26 protein-coding genes are annotated in these 21,357 nt (G+C 57.6%); 25 read left to right on the top strand and 1 reads right to left on the bottom strand.

Annotated features, from left to right (window positions below; all coding sequences use genetic code 11):
• The first annotated feature begins 45 nt into the window (after positions 1-45).
• The 14 genes from LG203_RS12070 (at position 46) to LG203_RS12005 (ending at position 13,385) form a co-directional block, all read left to right on the top strand.
• The gene (locus tag LG203_RS12070; protein ID WP_230345986.1) at positions 46-309 is read left to right on the top strand and encodes a sarcosine oxidase subunit delta; all 264 of its coding nucleotides are present in this window, start codon (positions 46-48) and stop codon (positions 307-309) included.
• Positions 306-3,206 (top strand): 2Fe-2S iron-sulfur cluster-binding protein, encoded by a 2,901-nt coding sequence (locus tag LG203_RS12065; RefSeq protein WP_230345985.1) that lies wholly within the window; start codon positions 306-308, stop codon positions 3,204-3,206. The genes LG203_RS12070 and LG203_RS12065 overlap by 4 nt, the downstream gene beginning before the upstream one ends.
• Positions 3,207-3,208: 2 nt before the next feature.
• Entirely contained in the window at positions 3,209-3,868 is a 660-nt protein-coding gene (locus LG203_RS12060; RefSeq protein WP_230345984.1) for a sarcosine oxidase subunit gamma, read from the top strand.
• Between the two features lie 48 nt (positions 3,869-3,916).
• Entirely contained in the window at positions 3,917-5,251 is a 1,335-nt protein-coding gene (gene glnT, locus LG203_RS12055) for a type III glutamate--ammonia ligase (RefSeq protein WP_230345983.1), read from the top strand.
• 87 nt (positions 5,252-5,338) lie between these two features.
• On the top strand, positions 5,339-6,235 hold the full coding sequence (locus LG203_RS12050; RefSeq protein ID WP_013443131.1) for a class II glutamine amidotransferase: 897 nt from the start codon (positions 5,339-5,341) through the stop codon (positions 6,233-6,235).
• The gene (locus LG203_RS12045) at positions 6,223-6,915 is read left to right on the top strand and encodes a GltB/FmdC/FwdC-like GXGXG domain-containing protein (protein ID WP_230345982.1); all 693 of its coding nucleotides are present in this window, start codon (positions 6,223-6,225) and stop codon (positions 6,913-6,915) included. Before LG203_RS12050 ends, LG203_RS12045 begins: the two co-directional genes overlap by 13 nt.
• Position 6,916: 1 nt before the next feature.
• On the top strand, positions 6,917-8,251 hold the full coding sequence (locus LG203_RS12040; RefSeq protein ID WP_013443129.1) for an FMN-binding glutamate synthase family protein: 1,335 nt from the start codon (positions 6,917-6,919) through the stop codon (positions 8,249-8,251).
• 189 nt (positions 8,252-8,440) lie between these two features.
• On the top strand, positions 8,441-8,665 hold the full coding sequence (locus LG203_RS12035) for a hypothetical protein (protein WP_230345981.1): 225 nt from the start codon (positions 8,441-8,443) through the stop codon (positions 8,663-8,665).
• 140 nt (positions 8,666-8,805) lie between these two features.
• Positions 8,806-9,513, top strand: coding sequence for a type 1 glutamine amidotransferase (locus LG203_RS12030; RefSeq protein WP_230345980.1), 708 nt, complete (start codon positions 8,806-8,808; stop codon positions 9,511-9,513).
• 128 nt (positions 9,514-9,641) lie between these two features.
• Entirely contained in the window at positions 9,642-10,190 is a 549-nt protein-coding gene (fae, locus tag LG203_RS12025) for a formaldehyde-activating enzyme (RefSeq protein WP_013443121.1), read from the top strand.
• 123 nt (positions 10,191-10,313) lie between these two features.
• Positions 10,314-10,733, top strand: a complete 420-nt coding sequence (locus LG203_RS12020) for a secondary thiamine-phosphate synthase enzyme YjbQ (RefSeq protein WP_013443120.1) — start codon at positions 10,314-10,316, stop codon at positions 10,731-10,733.
• A 5-nt stretch (positions 10,734-10,738) separates the two neighbouring features.
• Positions 10,739-10,939 carry a hypothetical protein gene (locus tag LG203_RS12015; protein WP_230345979.1) on the top strand — a complete coding sequence of 67 codons (201 nt, stop codon included), beginning with the start codon at positions 10,739-10,741 and terminating at the stop codon, positions 10,937-10,939.
• Positions 10,939-11,535 carry an NAD(P)H-dependent oxidoreductase gene (locus LG203_RS12010; protein ID WP_230345978.1) on the top strand — a complete coding sequence of 199 codons (597 nt, stop codon included), beginning with the start codon at positions 10,939-10,941 and terminating at the stop codon, positions 11,533-11,535. Before LG203_RS12015 ends, LG203_RS12010 begins: the two co-directional genes overlap by 1 nt.
• 2 nt (positions 11,536-11,537) lie before the next feature.
• Positions 11,538-13,385, top strand: coding sequence for a monovalent cation:proton antiporter-2 (CPA2) family protein (locus LG203_RS12005; RefSeq protein WP_230345977.1), 1,848 nt, complete (start codon positions 11,538-11,540; stop codon positions 13,383-13,385).
• A 47-nt stretch (positions 13,386-13,432) separates the two neighbouring features.
• On the opposite strand, the gene LG203_RS12000 is transcribed toward LG203_RS12005, so the two are convergent.
• Positions 13,433-13,861 carry a CBS domain-containing protein gene (locus LG203_RS12000; RefSeq protein ID WP_013443116.1) on the bottom strand — a complete coding sequence of 143 codons (429 nt, stop codon included), beginning with the start codon at positions 13,859-13,861 and terminating at the stop codon, positions 13,433-13,435.
• A gap of 181 nt (positions 13,862-14,042) precedes the next feature.
• Here LG203_RS12000 and LG203_RS11995 point away from each other — a divergent pair, with 181 nt between their 5' ends.
• The 11 genes from LG203_RS11995 (at position 14,043) to LG203_RS11945 (ending at position 21,318) form a co-directional block, all read left to right on the top strand.
• On the top strand, positions 14,043-14,552 hold the full coding sequence (locus tag LG203_RS11995; protein ID WP_230345976.1) for a MarR family winged helix-turn-helix transcriptional regulator: 510 nt from the start codon (positions 14,043-14,045) through the stop codon (positions 14,550-14,552).
• 50 nt (positions 14,553-14,602) lie between these two features.
• Positions 14,603-14,986, top strand: a complete 384-nt coding sequence (locus LG203_RS11990) for a YybH family protein (protein WP_230345975.1) — start codon at positions 14,603-14,605, stop codon at positions 14,984-14,986.
• 10 nt (positions 14,987-14,996) lie between these two features.
• Positions 14,997-15,914: a DMT family transporter gene (locus LG203_RS11985; RefSeq protein ID WP_230345974.1), complete on the top strand. Its 918-nt coding sequence runs from the start codon at positions 14,997-14,999 to the stop codon at positions 15,912-15,914.
• Between the two features lie 108 nt (positions 15,915-16,022).
• Positions 16,023-16,748: a YebC/PmpR family DNA-binding transcriptional regulator gene (locus LG203_RS11980; protein WP_230345973.1), complete on the top strand. Its 726-nt coding sequence runs from the start codon at positions 16,023-16,025 to the stop codon at positions 16,746-16,748.
• 28 nt (positions 16,749-16,776) lie between these two features.
• On the top strand, positions 16,777-17,313 hold the full coding sequence (gene ruvC, locus LG203_RS11975) for a crossover junction endodeoxyribonuclease RuvC (RefSeq protein WP_013443111.1): 537 nt from the start codon (positions 16,777-16,779) through the stop codon (positions 17,311-17,313).
• A 73-nt stretch (positions 17,314-17,386) separates the two neighbouring features.
• Positions 17,387-17,965 (top strand): Holliday junction branch migration protein RuvA, encoded by a 579-nt coding sequence (ruvA, locus tag LG203_RS11970; protein ID WP_159355021.1) that lies wholly within the window; start codon positions 17,387-17,389, stop codon positions 17,963-17,965.
• A gap of 22 nt (positions 17,966-17,987) precedes the next feature.
• The gene (gene ruvB, locus LG203_RS11965) at positions 17,988-19,025 is read left to right on the top strand and encodes a Holliday junction branch migration DNA helicase RuvB (protein WP_230336407.1); all 1,038 of its coding nucleotides are present in this window, start codon (positions 17,988-17,990) and stop codon (positions 19,023-19,025) included.
• The gene (gene ybgC, locus LG203_RS11960; protein WP_230345972.1) at positions 19,013-19,447 is read left to right on the top strand and encodes a tol-pal system-associated acyl-CoA thioesterase; all 435 of its coding nucleotides are present in this window, start codon (positions 19,013-19,015) and stop codon (positions 19,445-19,447) included. The genes ruvB and ybgC overlap by 13 nt, the downstream gene beginning before the upstream one ends.
• Positions 19,447-20,121, top strand: coding sequence for a protein TolQ (tolQ, locus tag LG203_RS11955; protein ID WP_230345971.1), 675 nt, complete (start codon positions 19,447-19,449; stop codon positions 20,119-20,121). The genes ybgC and tolQ overlap by 1 nt, the downstream gene beginning before the upstream one ends.
• A 9-nt stretch (positions 20,122-20,130) precedes the next feature.
• Complete coding sequence (locus tag LG203_RS11950) at positions 20,131-20,517, top strand: biopolymer transporter ExbD (RefSeq protein ID WP_015830922.1); 387 nt, start codon at positions 20,131-20,133, stop codon at positions 20,515-20,517.
• 6 nt (positions 20,518-20,523) lie between these two features.
• Positions 20,524-21,318 (top strand): energy transducer TonB, encoded by a 795-nt coding sequence (locus LG203_RS11945; protein WP_230345970.1) that lies wholly within the window; start codon positions 20,524-20,526, stop codon positions 21,316-21,318.
• Positions 21,319-21,357 lie beyond the last annotated feature (39 nt).

The raw sequence follows: 21,357 nt of genomic DNA, 5'->3' as shown, positions 1-21,357 counted from the left end.
CACGGGGCAGATTGTTTGGCGAATTGTTAAGTTAAGGATGCTGTTTTGAAATTACTGACTTGTCCCGTGAATGGAACCCGTCCCCTGAGCGAATTTGTCTTCGGTGGCGAGATTCGCAACATGCCTGACCCTGCGCAGGCAAGCGATAGCGCCTGGGCCGCCTATGTGTACAACCGCACTGGCGCCCCCGGCCTGAAAAAGGAATGGTGGTATCACAGCCCAAGCGGCACCTGGTTTGTAGCCGAGCGCAACACCCTGACCGATCAGGTGGCGCGTACCTATCTTTACGGCCAGGAGGACAAGGCATGAGCAAGCGTTTACCTCAGCGTGCCAGTGAATGGCTGAAGCGCGACAAGCCCATCAGCTTTTATTTTGAAGGCCAGAAATACCAGGCCTATGAAGGCGATACCATCAGCAGTGCCCTGTGGGCCGCCGGTGAGACCGTGCTGGGTCGCAGTTTCAAATACCACCGCCCACGTGGCGTGTTGAGCCTGGCCAATCATGACGTCAACGTCATGCTGGCTGATGGTACCGATACCAATATGCGCGGCGATGTTTTGCCGGTGCAGGATGGCATGCAGCTGACCGTGGTGAATACCGATGGCGGTGTGAAGAACGACAAGAAGCGCTTTATTGATGCGATTTCATCGATATTGCCGGTGGGCTTTTATTACAAGGCGTTCCATACGCCACGCAGCCTGTTCCCTTTCTGGGAAAACATCATCCGCAAGTCGGCAGGCCTGGGCGTGGTCAATTTCAACTACCCACGTGAGCTCAAGCGCAAGCTGCATACGCATTGCGATCTGCTGATCATCGGCGCTGGCCCCACCGGCCTGACCGCGGCGCTGATGGCGGCTCCGCATGGTGTGAACATCATCGTGGTGGATGAAAATGCACAAGCGGGTGGCAGCCTGAGCTATGACCTGGGTGGTTCTGATGAATCTGCCAAGCGTCTGGCCGACCTGCTGGCCGAGCTGGCCAAGTACCCGAATGTCACGCTGCGCACGGGCGCTTATGCCGCTGGCTATTACACCGACCACCTGATTCCGATTGTGGAAACCACCGGCATTACCAAGGTGCGTGCCAAAGCCGTGATCGTGGCGAGTGGCGCCTTTGAACAGCCTCCCGTGTTCCGCAATAACGATTTGCCTGGCGTCATGTTGGCAACGGCAGCCCAACGCCTGCTGGCCCGCTATGCCACCAAGCCATGCGAAAGCGCCGTGGTGTTTGCCGCCAACAAGCAAGGCTACCGTGCCGCCATGGATCTGCTTGATGCCGGTGTCACCGTCAAGGCGATTGTCGACCTGCGTGCTGAGGGTGAGCCCTGCAGCCTGGTGGATGCCATCAAGAGCCGTGGCGTCGCCATCTACAACGGCGCGTGTGTCTATGAAGTGCTGCCTGCGGCCAACAAGTTTGGCGTCAAGGGTGCCGTGATCTGCAGTTACGACGAAGCCAGCGCCAAGCCGCTGCTGCATGACCGCTTCACCCTCGCTTGTGACGGCATCATCATGAGCGCAGGCTGGGCACCAGCCGCTGCCTTGCTGTATCAGGCTGGCACTGGCATGCGCTATGAAAAGTCTGCCGAGCAGTTCGTGCCTGCCAAGCTGCCTGCCGGCATGTTTGCCGCGGGCAAGGTGAATGGCATTTTTGATCTGGCGCAACGGTTGCAGGATGGTGCCCGCGCGGCTTCCGAAGCGTTGACTTACCTGGGCAAGCAAGTGCCCAGCGTCACCGTGGACCGCGAATACATCGCCAGCCCCAGCCATCCTTACCCCATGGTGGAGCATCCCAAGGGCAAGAATTTTGTCGACTTTGACGAAGACATCAGCATCAAGGATTTTGTGCATGCCGCGCAGGAAGGCTTTGACAATATCGAGCTGATGAAGCGCTTTACCACGGTCGGCATGGGCCCCAGCCAGGGCAAGCATTCCAATATGAATGCCATTCGCATTCTGGCGCGTATCCGCCAATTGCCGGTGGAACGCATTGGCACCACCACCGCGCGTCCATTCTTCCATCCAACGCCGATCGGGCATCTGGCCGGACGTGGCTTGCACCCGCATCGCCTGACCACGCTGCATGGCTGGCACGAAGCGCATGACGCCGAGTTCACCGATGTGGGCGTGTGGAAACGGCCTGCCTGGTATCGCCGTGCCGGTCTGGAAAAACAGCAGGCCATTTACGAAGAAGCCCTGGCTGTGCGCAAAGCCGCCGGCATGATTGATGTGGGCACCCTGGGCAAGCTGGAAGTGCGTGGCCCGGATGCGGCTGAGTTCCTGGAGCGCTTTTACACCGGGTCTTTCAAGACGCAGAAGATTGGTCGCACCCGTTATGCCCTGTTGCTGGACGAAGCCGGTGTGATGGTCGACGACGGCATTGCTTGCCGCATCGCCGAGGATTATTTCTACATCACCGCCAGCACCACCAATGCCGCCGCCGTTTATCGCGAGATGCAGCGCTGGCTGCAAATCTGGCAACTGGATGTTGGGCTGGTGAATGTCACCGGTGCCTATGGTGGCATCAACCTGGCTGGTCCGGCTGCGCGTGGCATTTTGTCCAGACTCACCTTGCGCCCGCTGGACGACGCCAGCCTGCCATTTGGCGCGGTATGCGATACCGAGATTGCCGGGGTTCCGGCCCGCCTGATCCGCGTGGGCTTTGTATCTGACCTCGCGTTTGAAATGCACGTGCCGGCTGGCAGTGCCCAGCATGTGTGGAATGCCCTGCTGGAAAACGGCGCGGCTGAGGGCTTGCGTCCCTTTGGTACCGATACCCAGCGTCTGTTGCGCCTGGAAATGGGCAATCACCTGATCGGCCAGGACACCGATGGCCTGACCCAGCCGTTTGAAGCGGGTAGTGAAGGCGCCATCCAGTTTGAAAAGCCATTCTTCATCGGTCAGCGCAGCCTGCAGATCATCGCCCGCAAGCCGCTCAACAAGCGTCTGGTGCCATTCACTTTGTCCGAAGGCTATCAGGGCGAGACCATCAACGAATGCAATCTGGTGATAGGCGCTGACGGCAACATCAAGGGCCGCGTGACCAGCATCGCCTTCAGCCCCACGGTCGGCCGTTTTATCGGCTTTGCCTATGTAGATCCGGCCAATGTCGCCGAGGGCGCAGCCTTCAATATCCGCACAGATAGCGGCAGTCTGGTCATGGCCCGTGTTGCGGCCACGCCATTCGTTCAACTGCAATCGGAAGCCTGATCATGACTTTTATCCAGACCTCTCCTGTCAGCCACGCTCAGCACCATGCATACCCGGTCATGGGCAGCCTGAATGGCATGGAAATCGCCTTGGAATTTGGTACCCCGCAAATCCAGCAAGCCGAGGCAGCGGTGGCCGGTGTCGCCGAGTTCAGCGCCTTTACCCGCTTCGCCGTCAAGGGAGCTGGCGCTGCCGAATGGTTGAGCGCGCAGGGCATCACACTGCCACCGGCAGCCAACAGCTGGCTCATGCAGGATTCCACGCTGGTGCTGCGTTTGGGCAATAGCGAGTACTTGCTGGAAGACCAGTTTGTCACAGGTCACGCCAGCCGTCTGGCGCAAGGCCCAGCCCCGGTGGGTGCCAAGCTTTACCCCGTGGCGCGTAGCGATGCAGCCCTGGTGCTGAGCGGTCAGCATGCGCTGTCGATACTGGCCGAAGTATGCGCACTGGATGTGGCCGCCGAGCTGGCCAATAACCAGCGCCTGCTGATGACGCAAGTCGCCAATATTTCGGTCACCCTGCTCAGCCAGACATTGAATGGCGAAACCGTTTACCGCCTGTGGTGCGATGGCACCTACGGCCCCTATCTGTGGCACGAACTGACCGCCATGGCCCAAGAGTTCGGAGGCGGTCCGGTGGGCCTCTCCTTTTATTTCAAGTAAGCATATTCAAGTTACCAAACATTGCAGCATCTACAAGGGGATCACACGATGAAGTCACTGGAAGAAGCACAGAAGTTTCTGGAAGACCACCACGTCAAATACGTGCTGGCGCAGTTTGTCGATATACATGGCGTGGCCAAGGTGAAGTCGGTGCCTGCCTCGCATCTGAACGATATCCTGACCACCGGCGCCGGCTTTGCCGGTGGCGCCATCTGGGGTACAGGCATTGCGCCTAACGGCCCTGACTACATGGCGATTGGTGAATTGAGCACCCTGAGCCTGATCCCCTGGCAGCCGGGTTATGCCCGCCTGGTGTGCGATGGCCATGTGAATGGCAAGCCTTACGAATTTGATACCCGCGTCGTGCTGAAACAGCAGATTGCCCGCCTGGCTGAAAAAGGCTGGACGCTTTACACCGGTCTGGAGCCCGAATTCTCCCTGCTGAAAAAAGACGAACATGGTGCGGTGCATCCGTTTGATGACAGCGACACGCTGCAAAAGCCCTGTTATGACTACAAGGGCATTACCCGCCACTCGCCCTTTCTGGAAAAACTGACCGAATCGCTGGTGGAAGTGGGCCTGGATATTTACCAGATCGACCACGAAGATGCCAACGGCCAGTTTGAAATCAACTACACCTATGCCGACTGCCTGAAGAGCGCCGACGACTACATCATGTTCAAGATGGCGGCGAGCGAGATCGCCAACGAGCTGGGCATCATCTGTTCCTTCATGCCCAAGCCGTTCAGCAATCGTCCTGGCAATGGCATGCACATGCACATGTCCATCGGCGACGGCAAAAAGAGCCTATTCCAGGACGACAGTGACCCTAGCGGCTTAGGGCTTTCCAAGCTGGCCTACCACTTCCTCGGCGGCATTCTGGCGCACGCCCCGGCGCTGGCGGCCGTGTGCGCACCGACCGTTAACTCGTACAAACGCCTGGTGGTGGGACGCTCTTTGTCTGGCGCCACCTGGGCACCGGCGTACATCGCCTATGGCAACAACAACCGTTCAACGCTGGTGCGGATTCCCTACGGCCGCCTGGAACTGCGTCTGCCGGACGGCAGCTGCAACCCTTACCTGGCGACCGCAGCGGTCATCGCCGCCGGTCTGGATGGCGTGGCCCGCGAGCTTGACCCCGGCACCGGTCGTGATGACAACCTCTACGACTACAGCCTGGAACAGCTGGCCGAATTCGGCATTGGCATCCTGCCGCAAAACCTGGGCGAAGCGCTGGATGCGCTGGAAGCCGACCAGGTGATCATGGATGCCATGGGCCCCGGTCTCAGCAAGGAATTCGTCGAACTGAAGCGCATGGAGTGGGTGGATTACATGCGCCATGTGTCGGATTGGGAAATCAATCGCTACGTACAGTTTTACTAGGTTGGACTTTGAGCGCGCTGCCCGGCAGCGCATGGCGGAGTTAACTATATCCGCCACCTGATGAATGAATTTGAAAGGAGCAACATCATGTGTGGAATTGTAGGTTTGCTGGTTAAAAACCCCAGCATGCGCGCCAACATTGGCGAGCTGATGATGCCGATGCTGATCGGCATGACAGAACGTGGCCCTGACTCTGCCGGTATGGCGGTGTTTACGGCGCCTGTGGCAGGCAACGAGCTGAAGTACAGCCTGTATGCCCCGACCATGGACTTCAACTGGCAGGGGCTCGCACATGACTTTGATGCGCACCTGGGCAGCAAGGTCAGCCTCAGCACCAAGGGCAACCACGCCATCCTGATCTCGCATCTGGAAACCCCGACCATCAAGACCTGGATCAAGGAACATTATCCCCAGATTCACATGCTGTCCGTTGGCCAGTCGATTGATGTGTACAAGGACACCGGCCTGCCTGCGGACGTCGCCGCCCGTTATGACCTGCCACATGTCAGCGGTACCCATCTGGTAGGCCATACCCGCATGGCCACCGAGTCTGCCATTACCCCGGCCCACGCCCACCCGTTCACCGCTGGCCGTGACTGGTGCCTGGTGCACAACGGTTCACTGTCCAACGCCAACAGCCTGCGCCGCAAACTGCAGCACGAGGGCATCGACTTTGAAACCGATAACGATACCGAAGCTGCTTGCCGTTTCCTGGAATGGCGCATGCGTGAAGGCGACGATCTCAAGACCGCGCTGGAGCATGGTTTTGACGAGCTGGATGGTTTCTACACCCTGTTGATGGGCACCAAGGACCAGCTGGCCCTGATCCGCGATCCGTTTGCCTGCAAACCAGCCGTGGTGGCTGAGCATGATGATTACGTGGCGATTGCCTCCGAGTTCCGCTCGCTGGCCCACCTGCCCGATGTGAAGAATGCGCACGTGTTTGAACCTTCGCCCAAGGAGATGTATGTATGGAAAGTCTAAAATTTGATCTGGCGGCAACGCCTTTGCGCGAGGTTAACCAGTACCTGCACAGCCCGGCTTCCGAGTTGAATGGCAAGCATGTGGTGATTGATAACCCGAATGGCGCCCACAATATCGCCGTCGGCCTCAAGTCTGACATTAAGGTGACGATTGATGGTCACGCTGGCTATTACGCCGCAGGCATGAACCAGCTGGCCAATGTGGTGGTAACCGGCAGCGCTGGTACCGGTGTCGCTGAAAACATGATGTCTGGCGTGGTGCACGTCAAAGGCTTTGCCTCCAATGCAGCCGGTGCCACGGCACAAGGTGGTCTGCTGATTATTGATGGCGATGCTGGCCTGCGCTGCGGTATCTCGCTCAAGGGCGCCGATATCGTGGTCGGTGGTTCGGTCGGCAGCTTCTCCGCCTTCATGGCACAAGCCGGTAATCTGGTTGTGCTGGGCGATGCTGGCGAAGCGCTGGGCGACTCCCTGTACGAAGCCCGCCTGTTTGTGCGCGGCGAGGTCAAGAGCCTGGGTGCTGATTGCGAAGAAAAACCGATGGATGACGAAGCCCGCCAGATTCTGGTGGACCTGCTGGCCAAATCCGGCCATGCCGATGTCAGCCCGGACAGCTTCAAGCTCTACGGCTCTGCCCGCACCCTGTATAACTTCCATGTCGATAACGCAGGAGCTTACTAATATGAGCGATACCCCCAAAACCCCTCAGACGCAGCCTCGGTTCTCCGCGACGTTCGACCCTTACACCCTGTCTGAAATCCGCCGCGCTGCCGCGACCGGTATTTACGACATCCGCGGTGCCGGTGCCAAGCGCAAGCTGCCACATTTTGATGATCTGCTGTTTCTCGGCGCTTCGGTCAGCCGTTATCCGCTGGAAGGCTACCGTGAAAAATGCGGTACCGATGTGGTGCTCGGTACCCGCTTCGCCAAGAAGCCGATTCATCTGAAAACCCCAGTCACGATCGCCGGTATGAGCTTCGGCGCCTTGTCCGGCCCTGCCAAAGAGGCACTGGGCCGTGGCGCCAGCGCCGTTGGCACCAGCACCACCACCGGTGACGGTGGCATGACGCCAGAAGAGCGTGGTCAATCCTCCATTCTGGTGTATCAATACCTGCCATCGCGCTATGGCATGAACCCCGACGACCTGCGCAAGGCCGACGCGATTGAAGTCGTGATCGGGCAGGGCGCCAAGCCGGGCGGCGGCGGCATGCTGCTGGGCCAGAAGATCAGTGACCGTGTTGCCAAGATGCGCTGCCTGCCCAAGGGCGTGGACCAGCGTTCTGCCTGCCGTCACCCTGACTGGACCGGTCCGGACGATCTGGAAATCAAGATCGCCGAGCTGCGTGAAATTACCGATTGGGAAAAACCCATCTACGTGAAAGTGGGCGCGACTCGTCCCTACTTCGATGTCACGCTGGCGGTGAAAGCTGGTGCCGATGTCGTGGTGCTGGATGGCATGCAAGGCGGTACTGCCGCCACGCAAGAAGTGTTCATCGAACACGTCGGCATCCCCACGCTCGCCGCCATTCGCCCCGCCGTGCAAGCCCTGCAGGACATGGGCATGCACCGCAAGGTGCAGCTGATTGTCTCTGGTGGTATCCGTAACGGTGCCGACGTCGCCAAGGCGCTGGCGCTGGGTGCCGATGCCGTGGCGATTGGTACCGCTGCACTGGTGGCGCTGGGTGACAACGACCCACGCCTCGAAAGCGAATACCAGGCCCTGGGCACCACCGCTGGCGCCTACGACGACTGGCACGAAGGCAAGGACCCTGCAGGCATCACCACGCAAGACCCCGAGCTGATGAAGCGTCTCGACCCGGTTAAGGCAGGCCGCCGCCTCGCCAACTACCTGGCCGTGATGACCATGGAAGCTCAGGTGATCGCCCGTGCCTGCGGTAAATCGCATCTGCACAACCTGGAGCCGGAAGACCTGGTTGCACTGACCGTGGAATCCGCTGCCATGGCCAAAGTGCCGCTGGCAGGTACCAGCTGGATTCCTGGCCAGGTGCAGTACTAGTTCATCTCATCCCGGCAGCTACCGCTTGCTGTCTGGATGGCGTGAAATCAAAAGCCCGCGCAAGCGGGCTTTTGTCATTGGTAGGGGCTGATGCGATGTGTCAGCTGGTTTTTGTGAACCCTCTTGCCATTCCAGTCTCTAAACTTATGCAGTTTTTTGTTTGTCTTGAATACTCAAGGAGAGGTAAACATGAAAATCGATATCTACCAGAGCGCCAGCAGCAGCCAGAAATATCTTTCCGTCTTGTCAGGCGCAGATGTATCCAAAATTGCCGTGGATGACCCGGATTACGCCAAGCTGATCCGGCAAAAAACCGGCGTTGAAATTGGTGAGGATTCGTTGGCGGCCGATGCCATCAAGGATATAGACCGGCAGGGCTACCATCTGCATAAAGTGCGGTTTGCCATTAACTAGGCAGGCGATAAAAAATGCACACTCCCCGGTGCATTTTTTATCGGTGCGCATCTTAAACCCTCTGCTAAAAGCCCTTTGCGGCACGATTCGTGCATGCTTTGGGTGTATCATTCATCTATTGTTTTTTAATCGAATTCGTCATGAAGCCCGTTGCCGTTGTCCAGTTTACCGCCAATGATACGCCCGCCTTTTTTGCGCATTATCTGAATCGCATGGGAATCCCCTGGCGCCGCATTTCCGTGCACGCAGGCGATGCCTTGCCGCAGCCCATTACCGAATACAGTGGGTTGGTAATGATGGGCGGCCCCATGAGCGTGAATGATCCATTGCCGTGGATTCCGCCCTTGCTGGAGATTATTCAGGATGCCGTGGCACAGGATATTCCTGTGCTGGGGCATTGCCTGGGGGGGCAGTTGCTGTCACGCGCCATGGGCGGGCAGATTACCGATAACCATTGCGCCGAAATCGGCTGGCATGCGGTGCAGGCGGCAGATGCGCAGCTGGCAGAGGAGTGGCTGGGAGGCGTACGCGAATTCACGACCTTTGAATGGCATTACCAGACCTTCAGCATGCCGCCCGACGCCACGCCCTTGCTCGGCAATGCACAGTGCTGCAACCAGGCATTTGTCTTGGGCAAGCACATTGGTTTTCAGTGCCATATTGAAATGACGGTGGATCTGGTCAATACCTGGTGCACCACCAGTGCGCAGGAGATTGAGGCTGCGTTGCACCAGCCCAGTGTACAGGCCCCTCAGGCCATCATGGAGGCTGCACCTGATCAGGTGGCTGCGCTCAATCAGGTGGCAAGTGCGGTGTATAGCCGCTGGCTGACCGGACTCAAGCACTAACTCGCTCAGTAGCGCTGCAACTTCGCGCCGCATCCAGCGTCGTATCCGAAACAATGCGTCATTTGTCGGCGGGCCTGCCTCGGGCGGGCCCGCTTTCTTTTTTTTCAATCCATCTCAAGGAGCAGGGTATGAGTGATCCGATTGTTATGCGGGTAGGTGAAGCGTTGGTGGCCGGTGGCCCACCGGGTACGGCGGCCGAGCCGGAAGTGGCTATTGGCGAAATGAGCGGGCCTATGGGCGTGGCGTTTGCCAATTTGCTGGGAGACCAGGTCAAGGGGCATACCCGGGTGTTGGCGATTCTGAATACCGATGTGATGGTGCGTCCGGCTACGCTGATGGTGAGCAAGGTGACGGTGGATAACTCCCGCTACACCAATATCCTGATGGGCACCGTGCAGGCGGCGATTGCCAATGGCGTGCTGGATGCTGTGCGTAATGGCGATATCCCCAAGGACAAGGTGAACGACATCGGCATTATCGTCTCGGTCTGGCTGCACCCCAGCGTGGCGGACAAGGATGACCTTGATCACAAGGTGTTGTTTGAGCTGCACCGCAAGGCGACAGCCCAGGCCATCCATAAAGCCATGAGCAATGAACCCAGCATCGACTGGCTGCTGGAAAACCAGGAAAAGATCGTGCACAAGTACTACCAGATGGGCCTGGACGGCAAAATCTAGCGTTCGGGTTTCCCTCGTTAGACACAAGCAGGAGGCCGCGCTGGCCTCTTGTGCGTGTTTACTCGCCAGAAGCGCTGGCTATAATGCAGCTTGAATAATCCTCCATTGCAGAAAGGCGCTTCCATGAAAAGCTACCGCAAAGAACTCTGGTTCAACCCTCCCACCCGCGTTGCCTTTATCAACATCACCCCGCAAATCCGCGAGTGCCTGCGGGAAAGCGGCGTGCGCGAAGGCTTTGCGCTGGTGAATGCCATGCATATCACCGCCAGTGTGTTTATCAATGACGATGAATCCGGCCTGCACCACGATTACAAAGAATGGCTGGAGCGTCTGGCACCGCACGAGCCTATCCGCAATTACCGCCATAACGACACCGGCGAAGACAATGCCGATGCTCACATGAAGCGTCAGGTGATGGGCCGCGAAGTGGTGGTGGCGATTACTGAAGGTCAACTGGATTTTGGCCCGTGGGAACAGATTTTCTACGGCGAGTTTGATGGTCGCCGCAAGAAACGCGTGCTGGTCAAGATCATCGGCGAGTAACGGATATGCTGCGTATCCTCTGCCTGATGCTCATTGCGCTACTGGCTGGCTGTACTGGACGCCAGCTTTACGATAGCGCGCAAGCCACCCGCCAGGCAGAGTGCCGCCTGTTCACCGATCCGATTCAATGGCAGAACTGCATGGATGCCGCTAATCGCAGCTATGACAGTTACCGCATGGAAATGCCCAGGAAGGAAGCCCCTTGATGGCGCAACGTGTCCTCATCCTGTTTTCGCATCCCTACGCCGAAGCCTCGCGGGTGAACCGGGCCTTGCTGAATGCCGTGCTCGACTTGCCGGATGTCACCGTGCATGACCTGTATCAGCACTATCCGGAGCAGATGATTGATGTCGAGCATGAGCAGGCGCTGGTGGCGGAGCATGATGTGCTGGTGTTTCAGCATCCGCTGTTCTGGTATTCGTGCCCGGCGCTGATGAAAAACTGGCTGGATACGGTGCTGACCTTTGGCTGGGCGTATGGCGATGATGCCGATGCCTTGCATGGCAAGCCATGGGTACATGCCATCACCAGCGGTGGCGCCGCCAATGTCTATCAGCGCATGGCATACAACCAGTTTTCGATTGCCGAATTGCTGCGTCCTTTTGAGCAGACAGCCACCTTGTGTGGCATGCCATATTTGCAGCCATTTTTAACGCAGGACGTGAATCAGCTTGATGAAATCGCCCTGCAAAAACGGGCCGCTCAGTATGCACAATGGATACAGGGTATGGTGGATGGTGATCTGCCGCCCGTGGTACATACCGCGCATGCACCGCAAGTTGATTTTCTGGCAGGAGTCTAAGCATGGCTGACGCGCACATCCCGGCCCTGCTTATTCAGGGCGCTGTCTATCTGGGCGCTGCCGTACTGGCCGTACCCTTGTCCAAACGTCTGGGGCTGGGTTCCGTGCTGGGCTATCTCATCGCCGGTATTCTCATCGGCCCATGGGGGCTGGGGCTGATTGCCGAGCCCGAAACCGTGCTGCACTTTTCCGAATTTGGCGTGGTGATGATGCTGTTCCTCATCGGGCTGGAAATCGAACTGGATAAATTGCTGGAATTGCGCACGCCGATTTTCGGCATGGGCGGCTTGCAGGTGGTGCTGACCATAGGCCTGGTGGTCGCGCTGGGGCTCTTTCTGCATCTGGATTGGCGTCTGGCGCTGGTGGCGGGCATGGGCGTGGCAATGTCATCCACCGCGATTGCCATGCAGGTGCTGGCGGAGCAGGGCGTGTTGGCGCAGCCCTCGGGCCGTTCGGCGTTTGCTGTGTTGTTATTCCAGGATCTGGCGGTGATCCCGCTGATGATCCTGCTGCTGGTGATTGCCCCCGGTACCGAAACGGCCACAGGCTTTCATATGGACTGGATTGCCATTACCAAGGCGATTGCGTTGGTGGTGGTATTGATCGTCGGCGGCAAATATCTGCTGCGGCCTATTCTGCGTTATATCGCCAATACCGGCTTGCGCGAGATTTTCATCGCCTTTGCCCTGTTCCTGATCATCGGCGTCTCCATTCTCATGACCTCGGTAGGCCTGTCCATGGGCTTGGGTGCATTTATTGCCGGCGTGCTGCTGGCGGATTCCGAATATCGGCAGGAGTTGGAACTGGATATCGAGCCATTCAAGGGCTTGCTGCTGGGGCTGTTTTTTATCGCGGTCGGCATGTCGGTTAACCTGCCGTTGATCATGCAGCAACCCTGGCTGGTGCTCGGCCTGGGACTTGGGTTTGTGCTGCTCAAGCTGGTCTTGCTGTTTGGCCTGGCGCGCGCGTTCGGTCATAAGTCGCAGGATGCGCTGCTGTTTGCGCTGACATTGTCGCAGGTGGGCGAATTTGCCTTTGTGATTTTCAATGCGGCCGCCGATGCGCGGATTTTTACGGACAATACGGCCAGCCTGCTGAATTCCGTGGTGGCGATTTCCATGCTGACCACGCCGTTATTCATGCTGCTGCATGGTATTTACCAGCGCAAGCGGCTCAACCGGAAATCATCCCGCCATGATGCATTTGAAGAGCAGCGCGCGGTGATTGTGGCCGGATTTGGACGTGTCGGGCAGGTGATCACACGTTTGCTGAGCAGCGTGGGCCAGCCGCCCACCGTGATTGATTTTGACCCGAACCAGATAGACCTGATGCGGCAGTTTGGGCACAAGGCATATTACGGTGATATCACCCGGCCCGATGTATTGCGGGCGGCGGGCATTGCCAAGGCCAAGCTGCTGATACTGGCGATTGATAATGCCGAAGACGCGTTGGAGACGGCACGTTATGTGCGCAAACACTATCCGCAGGTGACGATATTGGCCCGAGCCCGTAATCGCAGTTATGCGTTTGAGTATATGGATCTCGAAGTGGACTTTGTGCGGGAGACCTTTGCCGGCGCCTTGCAGCTGGGCGAAAAGGTGCTGACCGAGCTGGGCTACAGCCGTTTTCATGCCTACCGCACAGCCTGGCGTTTCCGTCAGCACGATGAAAAGCTGATGTGGGCGAGCCATCCGATACGCAATGACATGCAGCAAGTAGTGGTCAACAGCCTGCGCATGCGCAATGACCTCACCCGTATCCTGACGGAAGAGCAGCAGGGTGATGACAAGCGCGAACGCATCAACCAGGGCTGGGAGCAGGTGGGACGGCCTGAGACAGACCGCATCTGAGTTTCACGCCGTGGCTTTGCCCGGCTGGTGCTCTGGTCGGGCGATGCTTAACTCTGGATATAGCTCTCCAGCTGCTGAATCAGGAATTGCTGATATTCGATGGTCGCCTTGACCAGATCGCCAATCGACAACACGCCCACGACCTGGCCATGCTCAATCACCGGCAAGTGGCGAATGCGCTTGCCTGACATCAGGTTCATGCATTCATCCACGGTCTGGTCTGGAGACACTGTAATCACCTGATGCGACATGATGTCGGAGACCGGCGTGGTTTTGGATGTCTTGCCCTTGAGCACGACTTCCCGCGCATAATCCCGCTCGGAAAAAATACCAACCAGGGCCTGTCCGCGCATGACGAGCAGAGCACCCACGCGATACTCGGCCATGATCTTGAGGGCGTCGTATACCAGGCTATCGGGGCCGACGGATAAGATGGTATTACCTTTTTCTTCCAGCAACTGCCGTACTGTTTTCATACATCCTCCTCGAACGTTTTTAAGGCTTATTAAAACTGCCTGTTCTTTTTTTCGGCCCGCGCTTGATGCACGCAAGGGCTTGTTTCGAAATTTGAATATACACCTATCAGCTGCGTAGTTGAACCTAAAATCCCATTACGGCCTTGACATAGTTAGCCAGCTAACTATAATGACCCTAATCATGTTGCAACTACGCGATCTTCCTACCCCTGAAGTGCTGGATAAATTTGCCCAGCGCTATCCCGAGGCTGATGTCTCGGCGATTTCGTCTTTCCTGCATTTGTTGCGGGTAGCCACGGACTTGTCCATTGCGCTCGATACCTGCCTCAGTCGGCATGGCTTGCTGCAAGGGCGCTGGTGGGTGCTGATCCTGCTGATGCGGGAAGAAACCCTGACGTCGACGCCCTCGGTGCTGGCGCAAAAGGCGGGCGTTTCACGCGCCACCATGACCGGCCTGATTGATGGCCTAGAGCGTGATGGCCTGGTTGAACGCATCTACGCCGGTGAAGATCGTCGCAACATTAGCGTGCGCCTTACCCCAGCCGGCCAAGCCAAACTGGACCAGGTGATGCCGGATTACTATAGCCGCCTCAAGCAATGTATGGCCGGTCTCGATGAGGCCGGGCGCAACCACCTGCATGAGATGCTACATCTGATCGTGGCGGGTGTTCCCGCCATGGTCCAGGCCTGACATTTCACACTAGCTGAATTCGATTCGTTACTAACCCAAGGAGCAATACCATGCACACCAATGACGCATTAAAGGCGCAATTCACCACATCGAACCAGGCGTGGGATTCGGCTTTCAACAGCCAGCAGCCTGCCCTGGTAGCCTCTTTTTACGACGACGAAGCCAGTCTTTTGCCATCGGGTGCTGCCCAAGTGACGGGCGGCAAGGCTATTCTGGATTTCTGGCGTGACCTGATCGGCCAGGGTGTGGTTGACCACAAGCTGGAACTGCTGGAAGTGGGCGCGGATGAAACGCTCGCTTTTCAACGTGGCCGCTGGAGCGCTGCCGCCGTGAATGCTGCGGGTGAGCGTCAGGAATTCAGTGGCAATGTGCACTTGCTGTATCGCCGTCAGGCCGATGGCAGCTGGAAGCTGTATACCCACACCTGGAATTGATTTTGCAGAGATGAATACCTCCGTCAGCGCCACGGTGCGCGCTTTCCTGGCTTTGCTTCTGCTCGCGGTGCTGTGGGGGTATAACTGGGTGGTCATGAAGCATGCCTTGCAATATGCGGGCGCCTTCCAGTTTGGCGCGCTCCGCACATTCCTGGGCGCGCTCTGTCTGCTGATCCTGCTGCCGATCTTGCGGCGGCCGATCCGTCCACGGCAAATTCCCACCTTGCTGTTGCTGGGCGTGTTGCAAACCTGCGGATTTACCGGCCTTATTATCTGGGCGCTGGTGGAAGGCGGCGCCGGCAAGACGGCCGTGCTGACTTACACCATGCCGTTCTGGGTGATGATTCTGGCCTGGCCTTTGCTCGGTGAGAAAATCCGCGGTACTCAGTGGTTGGCGGTGGCCAGCTCCATCATGGGCCTGCTCTTCATTCTGGACCCGTTGCATCTGGGCGCTGACCTGTTCAGCATGACGCTGGCGGTGCTCGGTGGGGTGTTCTGGGCCTTGTCGGTGATCGTCGCCAAGAAGCTGCATCAGCGCTCACCGGAGCTTGATTTACTCTCACTCACAGCCTGGCAGATGTTTTTCGGCTCGTTGCCATTGGTGGCGGTGGCCTTGATCGTGCCCGCTGGACCTATCCAATGGACGCCTCAGTTTATCGGTGCCGTGGCCTTCAATGCCATACTCTGTAATGCCCTGGCATGGATGCTGTGGCTATATGCCTTGCAGCGTCTGCCTGCCGGTATTGCCAGCATGACCTCCATGCTGGCGCCCGTGATCGGCGTACTCGCTGCCTGGTGGCAATTGGGTGAACGCCCGACTTCAGGTGAGGCTATCGGCATGCTGCTCATCGGTGTTGCGTTGGTCATTATTTCACTGCGCAGCATGCGCAGTCGCGAGACCATAGACCCCGCCATGGGGCAGGATTAGCCTCGTCTTTCTTCCCGTCTTATCGAGTATTGCTTGCGTTAGCGACTGCCAGCAGCCGGCCTGGCTATGGTAAAATCCGGCGAATTTAAAGGGTTAGAGGATTTAGTCATGGCAGGTCATTCCAAATGGGCCAATATTCAGCATCGCAAGGGCCGTCAGGATGCCAAGCGCGGCAAGATTTTTACCAAGCTGATCAAGGAAATTACCGTGTCGGCCCGTCTGGGTGGCGGTGATGTCAACTTCAACCCGCGCCTGCGTGCTGCGGTGGCGGAAGCCAAAGAAGAAAACATGCCGGCAGAAAACATCACCCGCGCCATCAAGCGTGGTACGGGTGAGCTGGAAGGCGTGAACTACGAAGAAATCCGCTACGAAGGCTATGGCATTGGCGGCGCCGCCATCATCATCGACTGCATGACGGATAACAAGCAGCGCGCCGTGGCCGATGTGCGACATGCCCTGTCCAAAAATGGTGGCAATTTGGGCACCGATGGCTGTGTGGCCTTCATGTTCAAGCATTGCGGCACTCTGGTATTTGAACCAGGCACCAGTGAAGAGCAGGTAATGGAAGCCGCGCTGGAAGCCGGTGCAGAAGACGTGATTACCGATGACGATGGCAGTATTGAAGTGATTACGTCGCCTGCAGATTTTACCGCCGTCAAAGAAGCCCTCGAAGCAGCAGGCCTCAAGGCTGTGCTGGCCGAGGTGACCATGAAGCCTCTCAATGAAACTGCATTTACTGGCGACGATGCTGCCAAAATGCAAAAGCTGCTGGATGCGCTGGAAGACCTGGATGATGTGCAGGACGTTTACACCACGGCGGTGATTGAAGAGTGACGCCGTTATTGGCGACAGGACATTGTTGATGCGCATTCTTGGCATTGATCCAGGCTTGCGTTTGACCGGTTTTGGCGTCATTGAAAAAACCGGTGAAAAGCTGAGTTATGTCGCCAGTGGCACGATCAAGACCACGCAGGGCAAGGGCGCCGAAATTGAAGATCTGCCCTCGCGGCTGAAAATCATACTGGATGGCTTGGCCGAGGTGATCGCCACTTATGCGCCGGAGCAGGTGGCGATTGAAAAGGTCTTTGTAAACGTGAATCCCCAATCCACGTTATTGCTGGGGCAGGCGCGAGGTGCCGCCATTTGTGCGGCCGTGATCCAGAATCTGCCGGTGGCGGAATATACCGCTCTGCAGGTCAAGCAGTCAGTGGTGGGCAATGGTCATGCCGCCAAGGAGCAGGTACAGGAGATGGTGAAACGTCTGCTGAAGCTGCCTGGCGTGCCCAAGCCGGATTCAGCCGATGCCCTGGCATGTGCCATTTGCCATGCACATGGCGGTCAGGGCTTGGGGTTGCTGGCAACTGCCGGGTTCCGCGTACGGGGTGGACGGTTGGTGTGAGTCATGTTTTATTTCTGGCACGGCATTTAAAATTTAATCGTGTTGCAGCGGCAACACCTGTGGGAGTTTGTTCATGATTAGCCGAATCAGCGGAGTCCTGATCGAAAAGGCACCGCCGCAAGTGGTGATTGATTGCCATGGCGTTGGCTATGAATGCGAGGTGCCCATGAGCACCTTTTACAATCTGCCTGCCCTGGGCGAAAAAGTAGTGCTGCTGACCCAGTTCATCGTGCGCGAAGATGCCCAGCTGCTGTATGGGTTTGGCACCGACCGCGAACGGCAGACATTCCGCCAGTTGCTGAAGGTGAATGGCATAGGTGCCAAGTCAGCCTTGTCGATACTCAGTGGCTTGTCGGTAGATGATCTGGCGCAAGCGGTAGCCTTGCAGGAAACTGCGCTGCTGACCCGCGTACCGGGCATAGGCAAGAAAACGGCCGAGCGCTTGCTGTTGGAGCTGAAAGACAAGTTCAGCGTCGATGGTCTTACCGCGCCCGCAGGTCAGGCAAAATCCGCCAGTGGCGATGTGCTCAACGCGCTGCTCGCCTTGGGGTACAATGAGCGGGAAGCCATGGCAGCCGTCAAGCAATTGCCAGCCGATGTCGTGGTGGCCGACGGTATCCGTCTGGCGCTCAAATCCCTTTCCAAATCCTGATTAAAGACCGCCTGACAGGCCCATGATAGAAACCGACAGACTGATCGCCGCCGAGCCGCTGGGCCGGGAGGAAGAAGCGCTGGAGCGTGCCCTGCGCCCCAAGGTGCTGGACGAGTACGTCGGTCAGGAAAAGGCTCGCGGTCAGCTCGAAATCTTCATCAATGCGGCGCGTGGCCGCAGCGAAGCCCTGGATCATGTTCTGCTGTTTGGCCCGCCCGGCTTGGGCAAGACCACGCTGGCGCACATCATTGCCCGCGAAATGGGCGTGAACATGCGCCAGACTTCCGGCCCGGTGCTGGAACGCGCGGGCGACCTCGCTGCGCTGCTGACCAATCTTGAGCCCAACGATGTGCTGTTCATCGATGAGATTCATCGGTTGTCCCCGGTGGTGGAAGAAATCCTCTACCCCGCCATGGAAGACTACCGCCTCGATATCATGATAGGCGAAGGTCCGGCCGCGCGTTCGGTGCGGCTTGATCTGCCGCCGTTTACGCTGGTGGGTGCCACCACGCGCGCCGGCATGCTCACAAATCCGCTGCGTGATCGCTTCGGTATTGTGTCCCGGCTGGAGTTTTATACGGCCGATGAATTGGCGCGTATCGTGCATCGCTCTGCGGGGCTGCTCGATGTCAGCATGCAGGAGGCGGGTGCGCTGGAGATTGCCAAACGCTCGCGCGGCACGCCGCGTATTGCCAACCGCTTGCTGCGCCGCGTGCGCGATTATGCGCAAGTCAAGGCCGATGGCATCGTGACATCGGCGATCGCCGATGCCGCATTGCAAATGCTGGATGTCGACAAACTGGGCTTTGATGTGATGGATCGCAAGCTGCTGCTCGCCGTGCTGGAGAAATTCGGTGGCGGGCCCGTTGGACTGGATAATCTGGCCGCGGCCATTGGCGAAGAGCGCGACACGATTGAGGACGTGCTCGAGCCTTATCTGATTCAGCAGGGTTACCTGATGCGCACGCCACGCGGTCGTGTCGCTACCCAGCAGTCATACCAGCATTTTGGGTTGCCAACCCCGGCCAGTATGCAAAATGGAAGCTTATGGCAGGAGTGAGCGACACCATGCAGGCGAAGCAGTTTGAATGGCCGATCCGGGTTTACTATGAAGATAGCGATGCAGGCGGCATTGTCTATCACAGCCAGTATCTCAACTTCATGGAGCGTGCCCGCACCGAGTGGTTGCGTAGTCTCGGCTTTGAACAAACGGAACTTACCGCGCAGTTTGGCATCATCTTTGTTGTGCGTAATATCGAGATCAAATTTAAAAAGCCCGCTCGTTTCAATGACGCCATCATGGTGCATAGCCAGCTTGCCAGCATGGGTCGCAGCCGCATGGTGTTTGAACAAAAAATTTTCCGTGACGGGCAAGTCCTTACCGAAGCCAGCATCGAAGTCGTCTGCATTGATGCGGTCAACTACACGCCGGTGACGATTCCAGCCCCCATCCAACAGTCAATGAAAAAAATGGAGCAGTAATGAACCTCAGCGAGGATATGTCCCTATATACCCTGATTTCCGGCGCCAGCGTGCCGGTGCAGATTGTCATGGCCATCTTGCTTCTCACCTCCCTGGTGTCGTGGTGGTACATCTTCATCAAAGTGTTCAGCATTCGCAGTGCCGAGCGCGATGCGCTGGCATTTGAAGAGGAATTCTGGCGCGGTGGAGATCTCAACAAGCTTTACGACAGTGTGAACGCGGGCCGTCGGCACGCGCAGGGGATGGCCAGCATCTTTGAGGCCGGGTTCAAGGAATATGCCAAACTGAAACGCCAGGGTGGCCTGGAAATCAGCGACGTGACGCAAAGTGCACAGCGCGCCATGCGTGCGGCCTACAACCGCGAGATGGATGATCTGGATTCGCACCTGCCCTTCCTGGCATCTGTGGGCTCGGTCAGCCCTTACATCGGTCTGTTTGGTACGGTGTGGGGCATCATGAATGCATTTCGTGGTCTATCCAATATGGCGCAGGCGACCTTGTCCCATGTCGCGCCGGGGATTGCCGAAGCGCTGGTGGCAACGGCGATTGGCCTCTTTGCCGCCATCCCGGCTGTTATCGCCTATAACCGGTTTGCCTCCGCGGTGGACAGGCTGGCCGTGCGCTATGAAAGCTTCATGGAAGAGTTCACCAACATCCTGCAGCGCAACAAGTAAGGGGGCATCATGGCGAGAACCCGTAAACGGCGCATGATGAACCAGATCAACGTCGTTCCCTATATCGACGTGACGCTGGTGCTGCTGGTGATCTTTATGGTCACGGCACCCATGACCAATCCTGGCGTGGTGGAGTTGCCGCAGGTTGGCCAGACGCTCAAACAAACCGCAGCGCCACTCGTGATTACGGTCAAGGCCAATGATCAGGTCGAAATTGAAGGCAAGGCGCTGGAGCGCGATCAACTGCTGTTTGAAGTGCGCACCATGCTGGAAAAAACGCCAGAACGGGCCATTGTGATCGCCGCCGATAAAAATGTGAAATACGACCAGGTGGTCAGCCTGATGGATGGCCTCAAGCAATACAAGGTTGGGCTGCTGCTCAAACCCGCAAAATAGGTTGGCATGATACGCAAGCGTGAAAATTCATTTGCCATACGTGCTGGTGCCTTGTCGGTGCTGGTGCATGGCCTGTTGTTGATGTTGCTGCTGTTTTCCTTTCACTGGAAAACCGTACAGCCCATGAGCGTGGCTCAGGTGGAGCTGTGGGAAGCAATTCCCGCTGAAAAAGCGGTGCAGCCGCCCAAGCCCGAGCCGACGCCCGAGCCGACGCCAGAGCCACCCAAGCCCGAGCCAAAGCCTGAACCCAAGCCAGAGCCTAAACCGGATCCCGCGCCTGAGCCACAGCCCAAGGCTGAGATTCAGGTGAAAAAGGAACCGGTCAAACCCAAGGAAGAAAAGCCGGTAAAGCCGAAAGAAGAGCCCAAGCCTGAGCCTAAAAAGAAGGACGAAAAACCTAAAGAGGACATGCTGAAAAAACTGCAGCAGGCCATGCTGGAGGAGGACGCAAAGGCGACACAGGCAGCCGCACCAAAGACAGGGCCAGCGGCTTCGGCTTCCCCCAAGGTGGATCCTAGCGAAGTCGCCAAATATATCGGCCTGATCACGAACAAGATCCGCCGCAATGTGAATTCGCAATTGTGCGGCAGCGGCAAGCCAGAGTTAACCTTTAATCTTAATCTGATGCCGACCGGGGAGCTGATTGGCTCGCCGCGCTTGGTGAAGGGCAGCGGCATTCCTGCCTGTGACGACGCGGTTGAGCGGGCCATTTTGCAGTCTCAACCCTTGCCCCTGCCTACGCAGCCTGACCTGCTTGCACAATTTCGTAACCTGGAACTCAAGTTCAGGCCGAACGAATAGCATAAGTTTGCTAGAATGACAGGAGTTTGCATAAGGGAA

Source organism: Methylovorus mays, assembly GCF_020531915.1.
Classification (GTDB): Bacteria; Pseudomonadota; Gammaproteobacteria; order Burkholderiales; family Methylophilaceae; genus Methylovorus; species Methylovorus mays.
Note: the sequence above shows the minus strand (reverse complement) of the source record. Positions and strands in the feature narration are given on the sequence as shown.